A 19,492-nucleotide genomic window follows, 5' to 3' on the forward strand; every position below is an offset into this window, starting at 1 on the left:
GCGTACCGGTCCGGAAAGGCGACCGGTCCCCGGCCGGCGGTTGCCGACCGGGGACCGGGGGTGCTGCGCCGATCAGGCCTTGATCGACTCCGGACGCGGGTCCGCGGTGCCGGCACCGCTGTCGGTGTCGTCACCCATGGCGATGCCCTTGCGCTTGCTGAACACCACCGAGGCGACGATGATCGCCGTCGCCACCGCCGCGATGGTGATCCGCAGGCCGACGTTGCGGTCGTCGCCCACGCTCCAGGCCACCACGGCCGGCGCGATCAGCAGCGCGACCAGGTTCATCACCTTCAGCAGCGGGTTGATCGCCGGGCCGGCGGTGTCCTTGAACGGGTCACCGACGGTGTCGCCGATGACGGTCGCGGAGTGCGCCTCGGAGCCCTTGCCGCCGTACGCGCCGTCCTCGACCATCTTCTTGGCGTTGTCCCAGGCGCCGCCGGAGTTGGCCAGGAAGACCGCCATCAGCGTGCCGGCGCCGATCGCACCGGCCAGGTACGACGCCAGCGCGCCGGGCCCGAGGCCGAAGCCGACCGCGATCGGCGCCAGGATGGCCAGCAGGCCGGGGGTCAGCAGCTCGCGCTGCGCGTCCCGGGTGCAGATGTCCACGACCTTGCCGTACTCCGGCCGTTGGGTGCGGTCCATGATCCCGGGCAGCTCACGGAACTGCCGGCGGACCTCCATCACCACGGCGCCCGCCGAGCGGGAGACCGCGTTGATGGCCAGGCCGGAGAAGAGGAACACCACCGCCGCACCGATGATCAGGCCGACCAGGTTCTGCGGGTTCGACACGTTCAGCGCGTTGAGGATCATGTCGTTGACGTCGCCCACACCCGCGTCGGCGTACGCGCTGCGCAGCGTGTCGGTGTAGGAGCCGAACAGCGCGGTCGCGGCCAGCACCGCAGTGGCGATCGCGATGCCCTTGGTGATCGCCTTGGTGGTGTTGCCCACCGCGTCCAGCTCGGTGAGCGTACGGGCGCCGTGCTCGTCGATGTCGCCGGACATCTCGGCCACGCCCTGGGCGTTGTCGGAGATCGGACCGAACGTGTCCATCGCGACGATCACGCCGACGGTGGTGAGCAGGCCGGTGCCGGCCAGCGCCACGGCGAACAGCGAGAGGGTGATGGAGCCGCCGCCCAGCAGGAAGGCGCCGAACACACCGGCGGCGATGAGCAGCGCCGAGTAGACCGCCGACTCCAGGCCGACGCTGATGCCGGCGAGGATGACGGTGGCCGCGCCGGTCTGCGAACTCTTGCCGATGTCCTGCACCGGCCGGCGGTTGGTCTCGGTGAAGTAGCCGGTGAGCGCCTGGATGGCGGCGGCCAGCACGATGCCGATGACGACCGCGCCGATGACCACGCCGCGCGGGCCGAAGAGCGGGTCCCCGCCGTTGACGTTGAGGGTCTCCCGCCAGTTGTCGCCGAGCTGCGCCGCCCAGGACGGCTGGAGGTAGGCGAACGTGGCCACCGCGACCAGCACCGCCGAGATCAGCGCGGAGAGGTAGAAGGCCCGGTTGATCGCGGTCAGGGCGTTGCGGTCGGAGGCGCGCAGTCGGGTGATGAAGACGCCGATGATGGCGACCAGCACACCGATCGTGGAGATGATCAGCGGCAGCACCAGGCCGTCGGAGCCGAACGCGGCCCGGCCCAGGATCAGCGCGGCGACCAGGGTGACCGCGTACGACTCGAACAGGTCGGCGGCCATGCCGGCGCAGTCGCCGACGTTGTCACCCACGTTGTCGGCGATGGTGGCGGCGTTGCGTGGGTCGTCCTCGGGGATGCCCTGCTCCACCTTGCCGACCAGGTCGGCGCCGACATCGGCGGCCTTGGTGAAGATGCCGCCGCCGACCCGCATGAACATGGCCAGCAGCGCGGCACCGAAACCGAAGCCCTCCAGCACCGTCGGCGCGTCACCCCGGAAGACCAGCACGACCAGCGCGGCGCCGAAGAGACCGAGACCGACGGTGAGGAAGCCGACCACGCCACCTGTCCGGAAGGCGATCTTCATGGCCGTCTCCCGGCCGCCTTCGCGCTCCCGGGCGGCGGCTGCCACCCGCAGGTTGGCCCGGGTGGCCAGCCACATGCCCGCGCCGCCGATGAAGGCGCTGAACAGGGCACCGACCACGAAGAAGAGCGAGCGACCGATCTTCACCGCGATCTCGCTGCCTTCGGTGTTGTGCACCGGCAGCAGGAACAGCAGCACCACGGCGATCACTACGAAGATCGCCAGGGTACGGAACTGTCGGAAAAGATAGGCCGAGGCGCCCTCCTGCACGGCCCCGGAGATCTCCTGCATGTTGGTGGTGCCCTTACCGGCCGCCAGCACGGTCTTCGTCAACGCGGCGGCGAAGGCGAGCGCGACCAGCGCGATCACCGCGGCGATGACGACGTACGTGACATTGGCTCCGGTTAGGGAGAGCCCGCCGCCCTCGGCGGCCAAGGTGTCGGACATCTGTGTCCTCCTGTGCCGAACAACGCGCCGGCCGATGGAGACGCACCGACCGGCGCCTGGATGCGAATTAGCAAGCGCGCCGACCGACTCCGGCAGACCGGCGTCGGACGCCTATCTGCGCTGGTGGATCACTTGCTGACAACCCGGGTACTGTAGCCGTCCCCAGTGTTGGAGGTCACACCGAGGTGGCGGGATGTCTCGATGATCTACGTCGCTGTGTTATGAACCGAAATCTGATATAGGAACAGGTCCATGACACGCGGTCAGCACGCGAGCGGCCGTCAGCGCGCGACCGGCCAGACCATCCGCACCTCGGTGCCGATGCCGTCGTCGACGGGACGCACCTGAAGGTCCTCGACAAAGCCGGCGAGCAGGGCGAAGCCGACACCGGTGGTCAGGTCGTCCTCGTCCAGCGACTCGTTGGCCAACTGGTCGGCGTCGAGCGCGGCGAGTCCGATGCCCGCCTCGATCGGCGCCCGGTCCACCACCCGCACCGCGTACGCCCCGGAGTCGGACATCTCCACCAGCACCGGCTCGGAGAGGCCGTACTGGCGGTGCAGAGCGACCGCCCGGGTGCACGCCTCACCGATGGCCAGCCGCACCTCGTCGAGCAGGTCCTCGCGAACGCCCGCGCGCCGGGCCACCGCGACGCCGACCAGACGGGCGGTGCGCACGTGTACCGGCGCGGGCGAGAAGGAGAGCCGGACCGTGGCCATCACTTGCCGGCACCGGTCGCCGCTTCGACCGTCCGATGCAGCGGAAAGACCTGGTCCAGCGCCGTGATCCGGAAGATCTTGAGCAGTGGCTCCTTGTCGCAGACCAGAGCGAAGGTGCCGTCGGCGGTGCGCAGCCGCTTGAGTGCGCCGACCAGCACACCCAGCCCGGTGGAATCGAGGAAGTCCACCCGGCCCAGGTCGACCACCACGTGCCGAACCCCGCCGTCGATCAGTTCGAGGAGCCGCTCGCGCAGCCGGGGGGCGGTGTAGACGTCCACCTCACCGCCGACCTCGAGCACCGTGTGCTCCCCCACGGTGCGGGTCGCCAGCGACAGCTCCATCGGTCCTCCCTCGCACAGCCGTAAACTCTCTGGGCATCTAACCACTACCCGGAGGACCGGCTGACGACTCACCTGGGCAGGCCCTCCCGTACCCGGCACGCCGATTTCCCATTCCCGAACACCAGTGCGAGAGTGCAGGACGTGACCTCGGCAGCCACCGTATCCGCCGGCAGCAGCCCCGAGCGGGGTCCGGGCACCGCCCCGGCCGGACCGCCGGCCCCGGCACCGGGAGACCTGCTGCGCCGGTTGCGCCAGCGGCACGGCACCGATCCGGTCACCCACGTCGAGCGGGTGCCGCCCCGGGACGGGGTGCCGGCGCAGTGGCCGGACTGGGTGTCGGAGGAGCTGCGGCTGGCGTACGGCCGGCGCGGTGTGAACTCGCCGTGGCGGCACCAGGCCGAGGCGGCCGGCCTGGCGTTCCACGGCCAGCACGTGGTGGTGGCCACCGGCACCGCGTCCGGCAAGTCCCTGGCGTACCAGCTGCCCGCCCTGGCCACGCTGCTCGCCGACCCCCGCGCCACCGTGCTCTACCTGGCACCGACCAAGGCGCTCGCCGCCGACCAGATGCGCGCCGTCGCCGCACTGGAGATCGAGGGCGTACGTCCGGCCTGCTACGACGGAGACACCCCGCGCGCCGAACGGGAGTGGATCCGGCGGCACTCCCGGTTCGTGCTGACCAACCCCGACATGCTGCATCACGGCATCCTGCCCGGCCACGCCCAGTGGTCGGGGTTCCTGCGCCGGCTGGCGTACGTGGTCATCGACGAGTGCCACGTCTACCGGGGCGTGTTCGGCTCGCACGTCGCCCACGTGCTGCGCCGGCTGCGACGCCAGTGCGCCCGCTACGGGCGCGCCGACGGCCCGACGTTCGTGCTGGCCTCGGCGACCTCGGGCGATCCGGCCGCGGCGGGCGGCCGACTGACCGGCCTGTCGGTGGCCGCCGTAACCGAGGACACCTCACCGCGGGCCGGGGTGACCTTCGCGCTCTGGGAGCCACCACTGCTTCCCCCCGACCCGCCCGCCGCAGCGGCCGCCCCCGCGCCGGTCGCCGAGCCCGATCTCACCCAGGTCCGTCGGTCGGCGCTGCGCGAGACCGCCGACCTGCTCGCCGACACCGTCGCCGCCGGGGTACGCACGCTGGCCTTCGTCCGGTCCCGCCGGGGCGCCGAGGTGGTGGCGACCAGCGCCCGGCGCAGTCTCGACGAGGCGGTACCCGGGCTCGGCGGCCGGGTCGCCGCGTACCGGGCCGGCTACCTGCGCGAGGAGCGCCGCGAGCTGGAGCGCGCACTGCTGCACGGCGACCTGCTCGGGTTGGCCTCCACCAACGCCCTGGAGCTGGGGGTCGACCTGATCGGCCTGGACGCGGTGCTGATCTGCGGGTACCCGGGTACCCGGGCGTCGCTGTGGCAGCAGGCCGGCCGGGCCGGACGTTCCGGCCAGGAGGCCCTGGCGGTGCTGGTGGCCCGGGACGACCCGCTGGACACCTACCTGGTGCACCATCCGGAGGCGGTCTTCGGGGCGCCGGTGGAGGCGACCGTGCTCGACCCGGCCAACGCGTACGTGCTCGGCCCGCAGTTGGCCTGCGCGGCGGCCGAGGCGCCACTGACCACGGCCGACCTGGAACTCTTCGGTGCCGGCGCCAAGGAGGCCGTCGAGGCGTTGGTCCAGGCGGGTGCGCTGCGGCAGCGGCCGACCGGCTGGTACTGGCGGCACCGGGAACGGCCCGAGGTGGACCTGCGCGGCGCGGGCGGCGCCCCGGTCTGCGTGGTGGAGGCGGCGACCGGTCGGCTGCTCGGCACGGTCGACGGGGGCTCGTCGCACTTCCTGCTGCATTCTGGCGCGGTCTACCTGCACCAGGGAGTGTCGTACGTGGTCGACTCGCTCGACCTCGCCGACGGGTGCGCGCTGGTGCACCCGGCGGAGCCGGACTGGTCCACCCACGCCCGCGACGTCACCTCGCTGTCGGTGGTGTCGGTGCGTTCGTACGTCGACGCCGGCCCGGTCGGGATGTTCCTCGGTGAGGTGGACGTGACCAGCCAGGTGGTGTCGTACCAGCGGCGGCGAATCGCCACCGGCGAGGTGATCGACACCCGCCCGCTGGACCTGCCGGCGCGCGAGCTGCGCACCGTCGCGGTCTGGTTCACCCTCTCACCGGAGTCGCTGGCCACCGCCGGGGTGGACCCGGCCGATGTGCCGGGGGCGCTGCACGCCGCCGAGCACGCCGCGATCGGGCTGCTGCCACTGGTGGCCACCAGCGACCGGTGGGACATCGGCGGCCTGTCCACGGCGGTGCATCCGGACACCGAGGCACCGACCGTCTTCGTCTACGACGGCCATCCCGGGGGCGCGGGCTTCGCGGAGCGGGCGTACGGCATGGCCGCGGCCTGGCTGCGGGCCACCCGCGTCGCGGTCGCCGAGTGCGGTTGCGAGACCGGCTGCCCGTCCTGCGTGCAGTCGCCCAAGTGCGGCAACGGCAACAACCCGCTCTCCAAGCCGGGCGCGATCCGGGTACTCGACGTGGTGCTGTCCAACCTGCCGGAATGACCGGCCGGCCCGGGTGACCGGGCAGGCATGAAATCCGTGCTTCCCGGGCAAGAGATGGGAGCGCTTCCATAGAGCGTCATTTTTGCGTTCGCCGTCTTTGCCCACACATGGAGGAGGGGCCGTGGCCGACACCATCGCCGAGACCGTCGACCTGCTCTACACCATCGACCAGGAAAAGCTCGACATCGACCAGCAGATCGCGCTCGGTACGGCGCTCGCCACCCTGGCACAGGCGGAGCGACTGGATCAGATCAACGAGCGACTGCGTACGATTCACCAACTGCTCACCACCTGGACTCACCGGGCTGCCACCGACAGCATCCGCTGACGGCGAAATCGGCGGCCCGCTGCCCAGCTCGGGCCGGACCGGACCTGCGGACCGATGGTTGCCGGGCTGTGCGACACTCCGGCGCACCACAATCTAGGAGTTTTCATGCAGCCCGACAGCTTGCAGGCGCAGCAGCAGTTCCACATCCGCCAGCGGGTGCGGTTCATGGTCAACCAGTACGAGGTCCACAGCGTGGCGCCGGACGGCTCCGAGGGCGGGCTGCTGGCGTTCGCCCAGCAGAAGCGACTCGCCTTCAAGGAGCAGGTGACGATCTACACCGACGACTCCAAGCAGCAGCCCCTGCTCGGCTTCAAGGCCCGCCAGCGCCTCGACCTCGGTGCCACGTACGACGTCACCGATCACGCCGGCAACCCGATCGGTCTGTTCCGCAAGGACTTCGCGCAGTCGCTGCTCCGCTCGACCTGGCACGTCGAGCAGGCCGGCCTGCCCAACGTCACCGGCCAGGAGCGCAGCATGCCTGTGGCGCTGGTACGCCGGTTCGTCGAGTCGCTGTCCTGGCTGCCGTACCACTTCGATTTCGTCGCGGACGGCCAGCCCATCTTCACCGTGGTCAAGAAGTGGGGCCTGCGCGACCGGTACGTCGTCGAGATCCAGAACCCGCAGATCGACCGGCGACTGGTGATCGCCATGGCCGTCGCCCTCGACGCCCTCCAGGGCCGCTGACCCCAGCTGACCTTCGCGGCACCGGCTCGTCACGCTGACCACAGCCGGCCTCCGCGGCACCGGCTCGCGGGCTGGCTCTCCGATCACGGCGAGCCGGCCCGCTGGCCGGTGCCACGACATCGTCACCGCCCGCGGGCATCGCACCCGCCGTTCGCTCCTGACAGCGCCGCAACGAGCTGGCCCGTTGCCGGCGACACGCACCGACGGCGCGTCATGCCCATCGGTTGCGGTCAACCACGAAGCGGCCCGGCGCGGCTGGTGGCCCGGGCGGTCCGGGCCATCCCCGGCAGCGGGTCCACGATCACCTCCGCGGTGACCAGCACGTCGAGCCCGTCGAGCCGGCACCAGACCAGTTGGGCGCCGTTCGCGGCGACCAGCTCGGCCGCCCGGGCGCAGGCCGCCGGCTCGTCCGCCAGCGCGCGGGCCGTACCGGCCAGGGCACCGAAGTCGGCGGCGACGCGGGCCTGCTGACGCGCCACCCGGGCCGCGCCCACCCCGGCACCGAAGAGACCGGCCACGACGAAGAGCAGCCCCACCGCGAGCAGGCAGATGGTCGCCCCACCACGGTCGTCACGCCACCCCGCCCGCCGGGTGCCGGCCGGCGCGCCAGCCCAGTCGTCCGCTGTGCCGCTGACGGCTGCGACTCCGCCGCGACCTGCGGCTCCGGCTCCCGCCACGGCCGTCATGCTCACGACTTCACCGAGACCCATGGCGGTGGCTCCCAGCACGACCGTCATGGCTGCGGCTCCGGTGGGCCCGGCTCGACGGCCGCGACGGCCGTGGCCTCGACGGTGACAGCGGGAAGGTTGGCGCCGAGCGCACGGACGGGAGCCCGGACAGTCGCCCGGACCCGCTCACCGTCGAAGACAACGTCCACCTCCGCGCCCACCGGGGCTTGCCGGCTGCCCGCCGTGGAGCCCTGCTCGCCCCGGGAGGCGGCGAGTGCCGCCTCCCGGGCCGCGTCCAGGCAGGCTGCCCTGGTACTCACGGCGTTGACCGCGGTCAACCCGGCGAGCAGGAGCAACACCAGCGCCGGCAGACCGGCCGCCATCTCGGCGGTGAAGGATCCCCGGTCGCGACCGGCCGGCCGGCGCCCGGTCACTTCAGTGCCCGGTCGATGACCGCAGTCAGTGCGGACTGCACGCCGTCCGAGGTCAACACCTTCAGCAGGACGCCGCCGAAGGCGACCGCCGCGAGCGTCCCGACGGCGTACTCGGCGGTGTTCATCCCGGCGTCCCCGCGAAGGCGGGCGAGGATTCTGCGCATGTTTCGTCCTTTCTCGATGGGTTCACAACACGTCGCCGAGGACGGCGACGATCACCGGCACCAGACCGGCGAGAATGAAGGCGGGCAGGAAACAGAGGCCCAGGGGCAACACGATCAGTACGCCGGCACGCCGGGCGGCCGCCTCGAGCGCGGTGGCACGGTCTGCGCGCAGATCGTCGGCGAGCCGGCCGAGGGCACCCGCCAGCGCCGCCCCGCTGCTCGCCGAGCGGACCGCGGCGGTGGCGACGCGATCCGCTCCCGGCACCATCGCCAGGTGTGCCCATGCCTCCTGCGACCCGCCGCCGAGTTGCAGGGTGCGGCCGACCCGGCCCAACTGATCCGCCAGCGGGCCGCCGAGCGCATCGGCCACCGCGAGCACCGCCCGTTCCACCGGCGCTCCTGCCCGCAGCGCTGCCGCCAACAGGTCGGCGGCGAGGGGAAGGTCAGCTGCGGCGCGCAACCGCCGGCGCCGCACGGCCGGCTGCTCGATCCGCCGCAGCAGCCGGTCGAGGAGCACCATCGTGGGCAGCGCCGCCCCCAGGCCGAGCGGGCCCTCGATGAGCACCGCAACCGCCACCCCCGTCAGCGCGGCGGCGATCCGGACCAGGTCAGGCCGCCAGCCGCCGGGGAGGCGAGACGGTGCATCACCGCCACGACCCGCGAGGCGGGCGACCGGCGGCGGCACCCCGCTGGACAGCCGCCGCAGCCGACGCTGCGGCCGGTAGCGACCAACCACGACCATGACGATCGAGGTGGCACCGGCCAGGCAGCCGGCGGCGACCAGGGTCACGGCGGCCATCAGCTGTCCCCACCCGGGACGGCCGCGAGGCGCTCCGCCCAGAGCAACCCGATCGCCTGGAGGATCACCGCGGCGATCGCGCAGCCACCACCTACCGGGGTGTGCAGCAGCACCTGGAGGGGATCCACCCCGATTCCGTAGCCGAGACCGATGCCGCCCAACGGCAGGGCGGCCAGCAGCCAGGCGGTCGCCCGAGCCCCGGCGCCCTGAGCCGCAGCGGCAGCCAGCCCGCGCTCCGTCGACCGCGCATCGGACTCGATCCGCTCGACCAACTCGGCCAGCGGAGCCCCGGTACGGTCGGCGAGGCGTATCGCGGCCTGAGCCAGCCGACCAGGGCGGTCCACCGGGGTCGCGGCCCTCGGCGACCTGTCGACCGGGACGGCACCGTCGACAGTGCCATCGCGGTCGCCGTCCGCCGCGGCCCCCACTACGGCAACCGCCTGGCCCGCCGCGGAGACGACGGTCGACGCCACACCACCGAACCCCAGCACCTCCGCGGCCACCGGCACCGGCAGTCCGACCCGGAGGTCCGCCGCGAGGGCGCACAACTGGTCCAACCGCTCCCGGCGGGCCTTTGCCACCCGGACCGTCGTACCGCGCCGCAGCAGCGCCCGCACGCCGAGAGTGCCATATCCGGCCAGGGCAACCGCCGCCACCGGACCGCCGAGGAGCCCACCGGATCCCGCGCCCAGCAGCGCGGTGAACAGCAGGGTGCGCCGTGGCCCAGCCGCCCACCGCCCCGGGCCGGTCGCGGGCGCCGCACCCGGCAGAGCGGTTCGGGTCGGGCCACGACTGCCTCGCCATCCCGGCGGACGAGACACGACGGGCGAGTTCGGCGGAGCCGGCAACGACGCCCGGGACACGGCAGCTGAGCTCGGCGGAGCCGGCATCGGCCCAAAGGTGCCGGCCGACCGACGGACCACGCCGGTGACCACCGGCCACCCCACACCCGTCCGGTACCGCTCGACCCCACGCAGGTCACCGGGACCGTCGCCATCGGTCTGCCTGCCCGCCGCGCGCAGCTCGACGACCCAGTCGATCAGTGGATCGTCGGCCTCCACCCGGCCAGCCGTGACCCGGCCCCGAACGAGGCGAGCACGGATCGGGCGCAGCACGATGGCCAGCAGGGTCAACAGCGCCACCGCCACAAACCAGTACCCGCCGCTCACGTCGGCGCTCCGCTGCGCGCTGCCGATCCGGGCCAGGGCTCACACAGGATCGGTGGTACCGGCACATCGCGGCTTCGGATCAGATTGCCGAGAGCACGGGCAGCCAGCCCCAGCCCACGGCCGCGGACCCAGGCGGGGACAGCAGTGACCAGCCGGTCGGGCCCCTCGGGCAGCAGCAGGCAGATCGACTCCAGCACGCGTCCCTGCGGCGTACGGCGAATCTGGAAGACCACCTGCAGAGCAGCAGCCACCTGCGCGTGCAGCGCCAGGCGCGGCAGCCCGCCGAGCAGACCGAGCGCCTCCAGACGGGCGGGTACGTCCGATGGGGTGTTGGCGTGCATCGTCCCGGCACCGCCGTCGTGACCCGTGTTGAGGGCCGAGAGAAGTACCAGTGGCATTGTTTCAAACACCGGGGTACGGTCCGGCCGTGGAGACGAAACGCGCCGCTATCTACTGCCGGATTAGCCGAGACAAGGAAGGCCGTGAGCTGGGCGTCGCCCGGCAACGGCAGGACTGTGAAGCCCTTGCCCAGCGGCTCGGCTGGGATGTGCTGGAAGTGTTCGTAGACAACGACATCAGCGCATCCACCCGGTCAACCAAACCACGTCCCGGCTTCGAGGACATGATCCGGCGGGTCGAGGCGGGCGAGTTCAACGCCATCTTGTCCTACTCCACTTCCCGCCTCACCCGTCGGCCGATGGAACACGAGCGGCTGATCCCGCTCTTTCAAGAACGCAAGATCCCTATCTCTACGGTCAAGGCCGGCGACATCGACTACACCACCGCCCGGGGTCGTAGCCGCGCTCGTGACGACGCTCGACGGGATGCGGAGGAAGCGGAAGAGATATCAGAACGAGTGTCACGAGCGGCGCAACAGCGGGCCGAGAACGGCGAATGGCACGGCGGTACGCCCCCGTTCGGCTTCCTGGCAGTTAAGGAAGTGGTCAGGGGCCGGGAGCGTGTGGTCGATCTCCGGCCACACCCGGAGCACGCCGCCTGGGTGACGGACGCGATCGATCGGCTACTAGCGGGTGAATCGCTGTACGGGATCTGCACTGACTGGAACAGCCAGGGACGGCGTACGGGCTGGAAGCGATACGCCCGGACCGAATCGGGCGGGTTCCTCCGCGACGACAACGGAAGACGTCTCAATGCTGACGACAACTCCGGATGGCACCCCCGCACTCTGAAGCGGGTCGTAACCTCCCCCACGATAGCCGGATATCGGGAACTCGATGGCCAGCGGTATGAGGCGACGTGGGATGCAATCGTAGACCGGGATGACTGGGAACGGGTCCGTACCCTGCTCGCGGCACCGGAGCGCAAGCTACGGGGGTTCAACAACGGCAACGCCAGGAAGTACGCCCTGTCGGGTCTGGTGTTCTGCGCCGGGGCGATGAAGGACAAATCAACTTGCGGACGAGTCATGGTGTCGATGAGTAGCACCCGAGTCGTCAAGGGTAAGCGAATGCGGCGACTGTCATTCGTGTGCAACCAGTTGGCTACCGGCGGCTGTGGCAGCATGCGTATCGAGATGGCGCACTTGGAGCGGTACATCTTTGAACAGGTGTTCCAGGCCGCTGACTCCCCCGAATTGCGCGCGGCCATGTCCGACCAGGCCGACGACATCGACGAGGCGGAAGAATCCCTGCGCAAGTCGATCGCTGACGGCGAGCGCCGGCTGGTACGAGTCGAGGACGAGTACGACGCAGAAGAGATCACCAAAGCTGAGTACCGCCGACGCCGAGCCAAGATCATGAAACAAGTCGAGGCCGATCGGGCAGCGCTCGCCAAGGCCACGCGGTCACGGGTCCACACCCGCCTGCCGTCCGGTGCCGAACTGCGCGCGGTGTGGGCGGACAAGGACGACACCTGGAAGCGGACCATCTTGGCCTCGGTCATCGAGCGCATCGAGGTTTCGCGGCACCCGGCGGGTGTGGCAAGCAACCTCACCCCCCGCCGAGGCGAGGATCCCGAGGCGTTCAGTCAGCGGCTTGACCTCCACCGCGCCCGAGTGCTCCGCCAGCGTGTGTCGGTGCAATGGTGGGCGTAGCCTGGCCCGTCAATCGATGACCCTGCTCACGTTCGAAGACTTTCCCTCGCATATGCGACTCAACCTTACGCCTGATGTTTTGGTGCCACTTCCGCATCCAACTCACCGCGCCTGATAGCGGCCACAGATACTGCCACGCCAGCCCAAGAAGACCTGGCTGAAGATCGAATGGATCAATGATCCTTGCCGGATGCTCACTACCCTTCCTATCCCAATTTAGACCGGCGGCATCGAAGAAGGAGACCGCAGCCCACATGTAGCTCCGCCGCGCGCGAGGCGGTAGCCAGGATTGATCGAACACTACCCGGCCATACCCGGTTTCCCCGGGCTGCAGAATCTCAATCGGCCTACTCGAAGAGCCTTTGAACATACCCTTGTGCTCTAATTGCCAGTTCGTTACATACAGGTATACGTCAAAGACCGGAGCATCGCTGTGGTTGACGACAGTCAATTCCGCGCCAACGACCCGGCCACCCTCCTTCACGACTTCCGCGATAGTCGCAATGATCAACCTAGCCTGCGCCGCTTCGTTGTCCCGCCGCTCCTCGCGACGTACGCGGATCTCATGGCGGAACAGCAGACCCGTGAAGAGCACGGCGGCTGTTGACATCACCAGACCGGCGATGCTCCCCCACGCCTGCATCCAGTCGGTGATCTTCGGAGCTTCGGCAGCAAGCACTCGGCCAGGGTAGGGCCTCGATGCGACATGCCCAGGTCACGCGGCAGTCCCACCAGATGAAGACGAAGTCTCAGACCAGATGGGAAGGGGGTTAGGACTGGTCAGGAGTCCTCTTACGTTGGCTGGGCAACGGACCAACCGACCACGGAGGACACCATGACGGAGCCGACCCCCGCCACGACCATCACCGCCAAGGCCACCGGAGCTTCCACCCGCAAGACGCCGGCCAAGAAGGCTGCGCCGGCCAAGCCCGAGTTCGCGCCGACGGTCGCCGAGAACGGTCGGCTGAACCACGCGGGGTGTGGACACCCCCGTGACCTCAAGGGCAGGGCTGCTTGCCGGGCGAACCACGCCAAGGCTACGGAGGCCAAGTGACCGCCGACATACTCGCCGCGTTCGATCGGTTCAAGGCGCTGGTCGATCGGGTGCATGATGCGGCCAGGGACCGCCTGGCACATCACGACCTCACCGGTGCTCAGGCAATGCTGGCCCGTATCGGCCACACCCACGCCAAGGCGGCGCTGCTCTTGGGGAAGGTGACTCCCCCATGCATCACCTGCGGTAAGGACGAACACGACGGGACCGAGGATCACCCGATGGCCCGCACAGACACGCTGAACGATTGACCCATGCGGGGATACCCGCCGATACGGCTTAGGCCGTCACGCGACGGCTGGGAGCCCTCTTCCGCCCCGGTTGCCCGACCGCCACGGGTACCGGGGCAACCCGCAGTCCGGCCGGCTGGACGAAGATGGCCCGCCGATCCACTGCGTCGCCCTTGTCGTTGAGCTGGTACCCCTCCAACCACATCCATCCGTCGTAGGTGGTCCGGTCCAGCACCCGAATCACGCGGAACAGGATCGGCCGGCAGAACTGCACGCTTGCCTCAGGCCCCACGCGGAGCAGGTCACCCGCGCAGGGTGTGGTCACGGCAGCCATCCGAGGAACCTGCGGTGCAGCAGCCCGGCCGGAGCCCATCCCATGTCCTGGCTGGCTGCCAACATGCAAGAGCCCAAGTACAACGCCAGGGATACCGGGGCCTTGTCGTACTCGGCTTGCAGCTCGGCGCGACGTGTCCGGCAGGGCCAGGGCGATCCACACCCGCCACAGGTCCAGATCGGGAGTACCGGCCCGTGTGTGGTCACCGGTCCTCACCTGGCCAGTGCCCCCGGTTGATCGGGATGCGGTGTCTCGTCCGGCAGGGCAGCTCGTTCCCGCACTTGCAGACGTTCCGCCACTTGATCCACGACCACACGGGCTGATGTCGACGGGCCAGGGTCAGGGCTACTGCCGTCAGATACTCCGCAAATGTGACGCGTCGGGCCATGTGTCCATGGCATCACGGGGAGTTGTACGAGGGCAACCCCCATAGGCGTTGCCTCATACTGTTCCCCCTAGGGCACCACCCTGGGACCATGCCGTCAGGTTGTGGAGCTGCTTGGGCTGGATGAGATCCGTGATCTGCTTGGCGGGATCAGCAAGCAGCGCGCCACGATCATCGTCGGGCGCAAGGGATTCCCTGACCCCCTCGCCACCTTGAGCATGGGCCGCGTCTGGGATGGCAAAGCCGTCCGGGCCTGGATCGCCAAGAACCGCCCCAGCCCGACTGACGAAGACACGCCGGGCTGACCGATCCAGAACGGGAAGCGCCCCCGGCGCAAGGAAGTTCTCACGCCGGGGGCAGCCCCATCAGGTCACCAGCGGCCGTACGAGCTGGTCCCGGTGTGGTCCACGATCGGGGCCGAAGCAGCGTTCGACTTGACCGACTGAGCGGCGGTCTGCGCGTCGCTCTTGTTGTAGTAGGTCTCCGACGTGGCGAGCACCTGGCCGTTGCTGGCGACGATCCGCCAGTAGTACCGCTGATTACCCTGCGCGTTGCGGATCTGGAACTCCATCGAGATATCTCTCTACGCCCACCGACTGGAAGCGGCGGATGCGCGGTGAGGCGAGCCATCCATTAACAGAAATGTGACAGGGGCCGAGACCACTGCCAGGCCATTCCAGTTGTAGAGTTCAAGTGCAGCCGCCAAAGTTGCACTGAGCCCCGGACGGATGTCGAACCTCGGCATCTGGCCGGGGCTCTACTCGTCTCGTCGCTCACAGTAGGGGCGATCCTCGATGGCGTCAAGCTGAACTACACCGGCGTACTTACTAGATGTTGAGTCTGTTTGGCCTTTGGGCCACGATATCTAGTAGAAGAGAGATATCCACCGCCGCAGGGGTGATCATCACCCTCACGTTCTTCGCAACTCTATGTAGTCGCCAACGGCGACGATGAGTCAAGATCGCTTCGTACGCAGCAGCGACCGCCGGACTGCCAGGTCCACCCCTCGCGCCCGCGTGCTGAACGAAGCTCCCCCCGGGAACTTGATCTTCGAACAATCCTCCTGAAAGCCAGAACCCTTCCGCCCCCGACCCCGGCAGCGCATAGCACGTTGCCCCCGGCCAAGCGGCCGGTCCTCCCCAAGCGAGTCGATGCCCAAGAGTACCGCACTCCCCGGACGCCCCGCCGACAGCAGGGCCCCAGACGCCCTGAGAGCCACGCTGACGCCCGAAATCGGCCCGGGGGTAGTGGCGCGTACCCCTAGCCGATGCGACGGCACTGTGCGGCGGATCAACGTGGAGGGTATTCAGATCGTTACGAAGGCACCGCTGCCAGCCGACGCCTGTACTGAAGACGTCATGCCCATCGACTGGCCAACACCCCCCGACCGGTGACGGCGGGAGGCGCTGGCTAAGGGCATTCAGTTGGCCGCAGACGGGGCAAAGTCAGTACGGGAACACCACGATCCGCCGAGACTCGAACCGGACTGCGTTCGAGCCCTCAAGGTTGCGGTACTTCAGGGTGAAGGTGTTCAGTCCGGGGTTGAGATCCTCGAAGAAGGTCATCATTGCGCCCTGCCAGGAGCCGGAGCAGAGGGCGTTACCCGGGTTGGGGGAGGCTGGGAACTGGAGCCTTGGCCCCAGCGAATAATCTCCATCAGCCGCGATCGTCGTAGCCCCTGAGACAGCCACCGAGATTCCACCAGTGACATGAGTTTCCCAGTCACCGGTAGACCCCATCGAACCCGACCAGAAGACCATCGCGCGGCCAGTATCGCCGATGGCGACTGTCACTGCCGGCCCCACGGCCGAACCGGTTAGGTCTCCAAACGCCGATGAGCTGCGAGTCCCCATTCCGGAGATAGCCGCTGCGCGGGGGCCAAAGATGAAATCGGTGAGCTTGGTGGTTTCCGCCGTTGCCGGGTTGATGACCGCCACCCCTTCGTCACCGCCCCCGAGCTCACCCCCGGCAAAGACAGTGGCCCCATCAGAATTAAAGATCCGGATTCCGTAGCTCACTGCTGAACCCCCTTCAGTCGTTCATAGGCCGCCTGAAGCTCGCGCTGAAAGACGGGACCATCCCCTGCGTGGTATTTGCCTTTGACTTCCGCGACATACTGGTGCGCCATCTCGTGCAGCAGCACGTGCGCGGAACTGCCTAGCGCCTGTGTGTAGTCGCCATCGGCCACGGCCGCGCCGATCCGGATAGTTCCCGGGCTGCCGTTGTTGTTCCAGGTATACGAACTTTCCTTGCCCGGTACGACCTCGATCGTTGGCATCCGCATCTCACCGTTGAAGGCGAGCCGGTTGAGCCGCTCCCATGCAAGGGCAAGCAGGTCGGGCATGACTTCCTGAAGCGTCACTTCCTTAGCACTCGGTTCATTCACCGATTCCCTCCTCACAGGATCCGCCCTTCCTTGTGCGCTTCACGCAGGGGTCGGGGCATCCGGTTCTCCTCGTCGTCCACACCCGGCATCGGCGCGTCGCCAGGGTCGTCTTCCTCCTCAGTAAACTCACCCTCAAGCACGAGGGGTGCATCCTGGGGCAACCCGTCGTCCAGAACGATCGCAGCAGCGATAGCGTCACGCGGCCCGACCTTGGCGTCTACGTCAACGTGAGCCTTCGCCTTGCCGTGTAGCTGCTCGTAAATGAACTTGCCAATGTCTGCCCGGACGCCAGCCGGAGTCGCGGGGTCGTTGACCAGCAGGCCGAGGACCTTCATCGCGTCGCTCGCGTGGGTCATCAGCGCGTCGTGACTTGCCTGCTTGAGCCTCTTCATCCGCTCTGCCTGGACGGCCGGGGCCAGCCAGTCAGTGGCACGCCTACGGGCGAAGGTTCCGTCCTTGTTCCGGGGGTAGCCGCGGCCCAGTTCCTCTAGGTCCCACTCCGATACCGGCTTGATGTGGCCCTCCTCGGCCATCATCGCGAGGTCTCGTTTCGGGTCGGTGCCGTACCGAAGCCGCCTACGGATCTGTGCCGGATCACGAGACAGTTCCCGATTGCCCACACCACACCTCCATTGCGTGATCTACGGAGGGAGGACCGAGCGCGCCGCGAGGGAGTGCAGCAGCGGCCCGGTCCTCCCGGTCCTTGGTCAGCTCTCAGACCAGTTGATGTCGTCGGCCGAAGGCGCGTCGGTGCTGCCGACCGGCGCTGAGAGGGACGACGGGCTTTGGCAATCGAGACGAGCCTCTTCCTCCAGAACGCTGCCCAGCGTCCGGTATGGCCCAGCCTCGGAATCCAGGACCCGGAACCGGTTCGGCAACTCCCGCTGGTACTCGTCCGGGGTCAGGGCCTCAAACTTCTCCAGCTCAGCCTCTCGACATCCGGGATGGCAGTCCTCGTCCGGGTCGCACCGGCAGATGAGCTCGTTGTGCAGGTCGGTGATCCGGCCGTGCTCGGCCTCAGTGTTCCGGCACTTCACGAGCACGTCTGACGGGCTGACCCGGCCCGACTCCATGGCATCGATCAGGTCTTCCAGGTCCTCGATCAACTCGTCGCACCGCCCGATGACCCCTTCGTTGCGCTTGGTGTTCCGCACCTTCAGCTTCTCGCGGTACGACTGCCGGTGCTTCGTCTTGAGGCCGGCCTCGGCCTTCTGGATTGCTCGTTTGGTCAACCGCCGCACCCTCGGCGAGACGTTCTCGGCCTCGTCGTAGAACTGCCGCCAGTCGGATAGCCAGGGGGACTGAGTGAGGTTGTCGTAGATCATCAGATGCTCCGGTGAGGGGAAGGCGCTTGCTGGTCGGTGTCGACGTGCGCCAGGTGATCGGTCGGGTCGGTCTGGTAGATCGCCCGGAGCCTCTCCGAGGCGGTCGGCTCGTGCGGGTACGGCTGCGGGTCGGTGCCCACACCGCCGAACTCGCTTTCACCCGTGCGGTCCACGAGGGAGTCCAGGTGGTCGGTGGCCGACTGGTAGGGGTTCATCGGCCCTGCCGCAGCGCCGGGAACCGCTTCGCCACGTCAGCCCTGACGCTCGGCCCGTTGTCGACCTGCAACGCGGCGAGCGCGGTTGCCTTCTGCTTGGCCTCGGTGATCTTCCGGTACAGGTCCGCGAGTGCCCGATCACCCTTGGCGGGGTTCAGTCGCTTGTGCCCGCCGGCCTCCTGGATCGGCTTTATTCGACTGTCCTTGGTTTTCTTCATAGTCCCTCCCGTAGTTGTCGATTAGGTAGCGCATTGCACCGGCCAGCGATAGCTCCCTGTCAAGGGCGATCGCTTGTAGTCGGTACTGCTGCGCTTCTGACATGTGCAGCGGAAGCCGGATAGGGAATTCCACTGCTCGACCTCGTGCGCCCATCACTCCTCCGAGCCGTCACGAAACGTCGGCACAACCATTTTGCCGCACGATCGAACTCCGACTTGGACACGAACGAGGCGGGACCTAGAAGAGACACCATAATACGCATTGTGTTGTATCTATATCTTGCCTGCAACGCTGACGGTACCCTCAGCCGATTGGTTACTCTTCCCTCGTCGTTGGGTATCTGAATGCGAGGTCAGGCGTGGTGAGTGCCGACCGACACGGCCACACGTCCGGGCGGCGCGGCTATCAACTGTGTAGCGTGCCTGGGCATGACTGAAGGATTGACGAAGATTAACCCGCTGGTCTGGGTGGGCGTGGGCGGGGCATATGTCGCAACCACACTGGGCCTTGCTGTCGTCGGCAGTGTGCACCCGGACCCCGCGATACGCCAGGACTCCCGCGCTATGGTCGATCGACTGCTGCCGCTCGTGCCCCTTCTTTCGTTCTTCGGCCACACGGCAGCCCCCGCCGGCCCACTGGTCGAGGAACGCCCTCCAGTTCCACCCAGAGCCACCCGGGCACCCCGATCCCGCACGCACGCACCCACCCGGCACGCCGGGGCCTCTGTGGACGATTAGAGACCCTTCCCGTGCGTGCTGGTGGGCCGGGCGGGTGTGTCGATAACCAGCGTTCCAGGGGCGTGAGACAACTGCGTCGGCTTCCCTGCGAACCGAGAGCACAGATCACGCCACCAAACCTACGGACGCAGCCCCCACACCCGAAGGCAAGAGGGCCGTCCGTCGTCGTACATCCACACCGGCCGTTTGGACGTCATATCGACGTTCAGCATTGGATGGGGTGGACAGGGTGGACATGTCCACCCCACCCCGCAAT

General features: G+C 68.7%; 24 protein-coding genes and 1 pseudogene. 7 read left to right on the plus strand and 18 right to left on the minus strand.

All coding sequences use genetic code 11. From position 1 onward, the window contains the following. Positions 1 to 72 precede the first annotated feature (72 nt). The 3 genes from BMY89_RS17100 to BMY89_RS17110 all read right to left on the minus strand — a co-directional run bounded on the left by BMY89_RS17100 (position 73) and on the right by BMY89_RS17110 (position 3,508). Complete coding sequence (locus tag BMY89_RS17100; protein WP_092380995.1) at positions 73 to 2,451, minus strand: sodium-translocating pyrophosphatase; 2,379 nt, start codon at positions 2,449 to 2,451, stop codon at positions 73 to 75. Between the two features lie 281 nt (positions 2,452 to 2,732). Beyond that, positions 2,733 to 3,167: an ATP-binding protein gene (locus tag BMY89_RS17105; RefSeq protein WP_092380996.1), complete on the minus strand. Its 435-nt coding sequence runs from the start codon at positions 3,165 to 3,167 to the stop codon at positions 2,733 to 2,735. Beyond that, positions 3,167 to 3,508, minus strand: coding sequence for an STAS domain-containing protein (locus BMY89_RS17110; protein ID WP_092380997.1), 342 nt, complete (start codon positions 3,506 to 3,508; stop codon positions 3,167 to 3,169). The genes BMY89_RS17105 and BMY89_RS17110 overlap by 1 nt, the downstream gene beginning before the upstream one ends. 234 nt (positions 3,509 to 3,742) lie before the next feature. Here BMY89_RS17110 and BMY89_RS17115 point away from each other — a divergent pair, with 234 nt between their 5' ends. The 3 genes from BMY89_RS17115 (at position 3,743) to BMY89_RS17125 (ending at position 7,064) form a co-directional block, all read left to right on the plus strand. Beyond that, positions 3,743 to 6,052: a DEAD/DEAH box helicase gene (locus BMY89_RS17115; protein WP_372433258.1), complete on the plus strand. Its 2,310-nt coding sequence runs from the start codon at positions 3,743 to 3,745 to the stop codon at positions 6,050 to 6,052. Positions 6,053 to 6,173: 121 nt separating this feature from the next. Then, on the plus strand, positions 6,174 to 6,380 hold the full coding sequence (locus tag BMY89_RS17120; RefSeq protein ID WP_092380999.1) for a hypothetical protein: 207 nt from the start codon (positions 6,174 to 6,176) through the stop codon (positions 6,378 to 6,380). Between the two features lie 105 nt (positions 6,381 to 6,485). Further along, entirely contained in the window at positions 6,486 to 7,064 is a 579-nt protein-coding gene (locus tag BMY89_RS17125) for an LURP-one-related family protein (RefSeq protein ID WP_092381000.1), read from the plus strand. Between the two features lie 230 nt (positions 7,065 to 7,294). Here the strand turns inward: BMY89_RS17125 and BMY89_RS31355 are convergent, their stop codons facing one another. The 6 genes and pseudogenes from BMY89_RS31355 to BMY89_RS17155 form a co-directional block, all read right to left on the minus strand. Next, on the minus strand, positions 7,295 to 7,750 hold the full coding sequence (locus tag BMY89_RS31355) for an Rv3654c family TadE-like protein (RefSeq protein WP_092381209.1): 456 nt from the start codon (positions 7,748 to 7,750) through the stop codon (positions 7,295 to 7,297). Between the two features lie 47 nt (positions 7,751 to 7,797). Continuing rightward, positions 7,798 to 8,166 (minus strand): TadE family type IV pilus minor pilin, encoded by a 369-nt coding sequence (locus BMY89_RS17135; protein ID WP_092381001.1) that lies wholly within the window; start codon positions 8,164 to 8,166, stop codon positions 7,798 to 7,800. Further along, a complete protein-coding gene (locus BMY89_RS17140) occupies positions 8,163 to 8,330 on the minus strand; it encodes a DUF4244 domain-containing protein (RefSeq protein WP_092381002.1) in 168 nt (55 codons plus the stop codon). Before BMY89_RS17140 ends, BMY89_RS17135 begins: the two co-directional genes overlap by 4 nt. A gap of 22 nt (positions 8,331 to 8,352) precedes the next feature. Then, positions 8,353 to 9,072, minus strand: a complete 720-nt coding sequence (locus tag BMY89_RS17145) for a type II secretion system F family protein (protein ID WP_232521405.1) — start codon at positions 9,070 to 9,072, stop codon at positions 8,353 to 8,355. Between the two features lie 56 nt (positions 9,073 to 9,128). Then, entirely contained in the window at positions 9,129 to 10,298 is a 1,170-nt protein-coding gene (locus BMY89_RS31475; protein ID WP_307818711.1) for a type II secretion system F family protein, read from the minus strand. Next, positions 10,295 to 10,744, minus strand: a pseudogene (locus BMY89_RS17155) (TadA family conjugal transfer-associated ATPase); the annotation flags it as partial. The gene BMY89_RS31475 and the pseudogene BMY89_RS17155, both read right to left, overlap by 4 nt. Here BMY89_RS17155 and BMY89_RS17160 point away from each other — a divergent pair. Further along, positions 10,726 to 12,351 carry a recombinase family protein gene (locus BMY89_RS17160; protein WP_170147703.1) on the plus strand — a complete coding sequence of 542 codons (1,626 nt, stop codon included), beginning with the start codon at positions 10,726 to 10,728 and terminating at the stop codon, positions 12,349 to 12,351. The pseudogene BMY89_RS17155 and the gene BMY89_RS17160 overlap by 19 nt on opposite strands. Here BMY89_RS17160 and BMY89_RS29925 read toward each other — a convergent pair. Further along, complete coding sequence (locus BMY89_RS29925; RefSeq protein WP_139217961.1) at positions 12,281 to 13,030, minus strand: hypothetical protein; 750 nt, start codon at positions 13,028 to 13,030, stop codon at positions 12,281 to 12,283. The genes BMY89_RS17160 and BMY89_RS29925 overlap by 71 nt on opposite strands. A 156-nt stretch (positions 13,031 to 13,186) precedes the next feature. Here BMY89_RS29925 and BMY89_RS17165 point away from each other — a divergent pair, with 156 nt between their 5' ends. Then, positions 13,187 to 13,405 carry a hypothetical protein gene (locus BMY89_RS17165; RefSeq protein WP_092381005.1) on the plus strand — a complete coding sequence of 73 codons (219 nt, stop codon included), beginning with the start codon at positions 13,187 to 13,189 and terminating at the stop codon, positions 13,403 to 13,405. Beyond that, positions 13,402 to 13,656, plus strand: coding sequence for a hypothetical protein (locus BMY89_RS17170; RefSeq protein WP_092381006.1), 255 nt, complete (start codon positions 13,402 to 13,404; stop codon positions 13,654 to 13,656). Before BMY89_RS17165 ends, BMY89_RS17170 begins: the two co-directional genes overlap by 4 nt. A 28-nt stretch (positions 13,657 to 13,684) precedes the next feature. On the opposite strand, the gene BMY89_RS17175 is transcribed toward BMY89_RS17170, so the two are convergent. Continuing rightward, a complete protein-coding gene (locus BMY89_RS17175) occupies positions 13,685 to 13,969 on the minus strand; it encodes a hypothetical protein (RefSeq protein ID WP_092381007.1) in 285 nt (94 codons plus the stop codon). 489 nt (positions 13,970 to 14,458) lie between these two features. On the opposite strand from BMY89_RS17175, the gene BMY89_RS17190 reads away from it, so the two are divergent. After that, on the plus strand, positions 14,459 to 14,659 hold the full coding sequence (locus BMY89_RS17190; protein ID WP_092381010.1) for a hypothetical protein: 201 nt from the start codon (positions 14,459 to 14,461) through the stop codon (positions 14,657 to 14,659). Positions 14,660 to 14,724: 65 nt separating this feature from the next. Here the strand turns inward: BMY89_RS17190 and BMY89_RS17195 are convergent, their stop codons facing one another. The 7 genes from BMY89_RS17195 to BMY89_RS17220 all read right to left on the minus strand — a co-directional run bounded on the left by BMY89_RS17195 (position 14,725) and on the right by BMY89_RS17220 (position 18,498). After that, a complete protein-coding gene (locus tag BMY89_RS17195) occupies positions 14,725 to 14,925 on the minus strand; it encodes a YegP family protein (RefSeq protein ID WP_092381011.1) in 201 nt (66 codons plus the stop codon). 874 nt (positions 14,926 to 15,799) lie between these two features. Beyond that, positions 15,800 to 16,372 carry a hypothetical protein gene (locus tag BMY89_RS29930; protein ID WP_139217962.1) on the minus strand — a complete coding sequence of 191 codons (573 nt, stop codon included), beginning with the start codon at positions 16,370 to 16,372 and terminating at the stop codon, positions 15,800 to 15,802. Then, the gene (locus BMY89_RS17200; protein ID WP_139217963.1) at positions 16,369 to 16,740 is read right to left on the minus strand and encodes a hypothetical protein; all 372 of its coding nucleotides are present in this window, start codon (positions 16,738 to 16,740) and stop codon (positions 16,369 to 16,371) included. The genes BMY89_RS29930 and BMY89_RS17200 overlap by 4 nt, the downstream gene beginning before the upstream one ends. Positions 16,741 to 16,751: 11 nt before the next feature. Beyond that, entirely contained in the window at positions 16,752 to 17,276 is a 525-nt protein-coding gene (locus BMY89_RS17205) for a hypothetical protein (RefSeq protein WP_092381013.1), read from the minus strand. Positions 17,277 to 17,447: 171 nt separating this feature from the next. After that, entirely contained in the window at positions 17,448 to 18,065 is a 618-nt protein-coding gene (locus tag BMY89_RS17210; RefSeq protein ID WP_092381014.1) for a plant Invertase/pectin methylesterase inhibitor family protein, read from the minus strand. Then, positions 18,065 to 18,280: a hypothetical protein gene (locus tag BMY89_RS17215; RefSeq protein WP_092381015.1), complete on the minus strand. Its 216-nt coding sequence runs from the start codon at positions 18,278 to 18,280 to the stop codon at positions 18,065 to 18,067. Before BMY89_RS17215 ends, BMY89_RS17210 begins: the two co-directional genes overlap by 1 nt. Then, the gene (locus BMY89_RS17220) at positions 18,277 to 18,498 is read right to left on the minus strand and encodes a hypothetical protein (protein ID WP_092381016.1); all 222 of its coding nucleotides are present in this window, start codon (positions 18,496 to 18,498) and stop codon (positions 18,277 to 18,279) included. The genes BMY89_RS17215 and BMY89_RS17220 overlap by 4 nt, the downstream gene beginning before the upstream one ends. Positions 18,499 to 19,492 lie beyond the last annotated feature (994 nt).

The sequence above is a fragment of the Micromonospora phaseoli genome, assembly GCF_900109115.1.
GTDB classification, from domain to species: domain Bacteria; phylum Actinomycetota; class Actinomycetes; order Mycobacteriales; family Micromonosporaceae; genus Micromonospora; species Micromonospora phaseoli.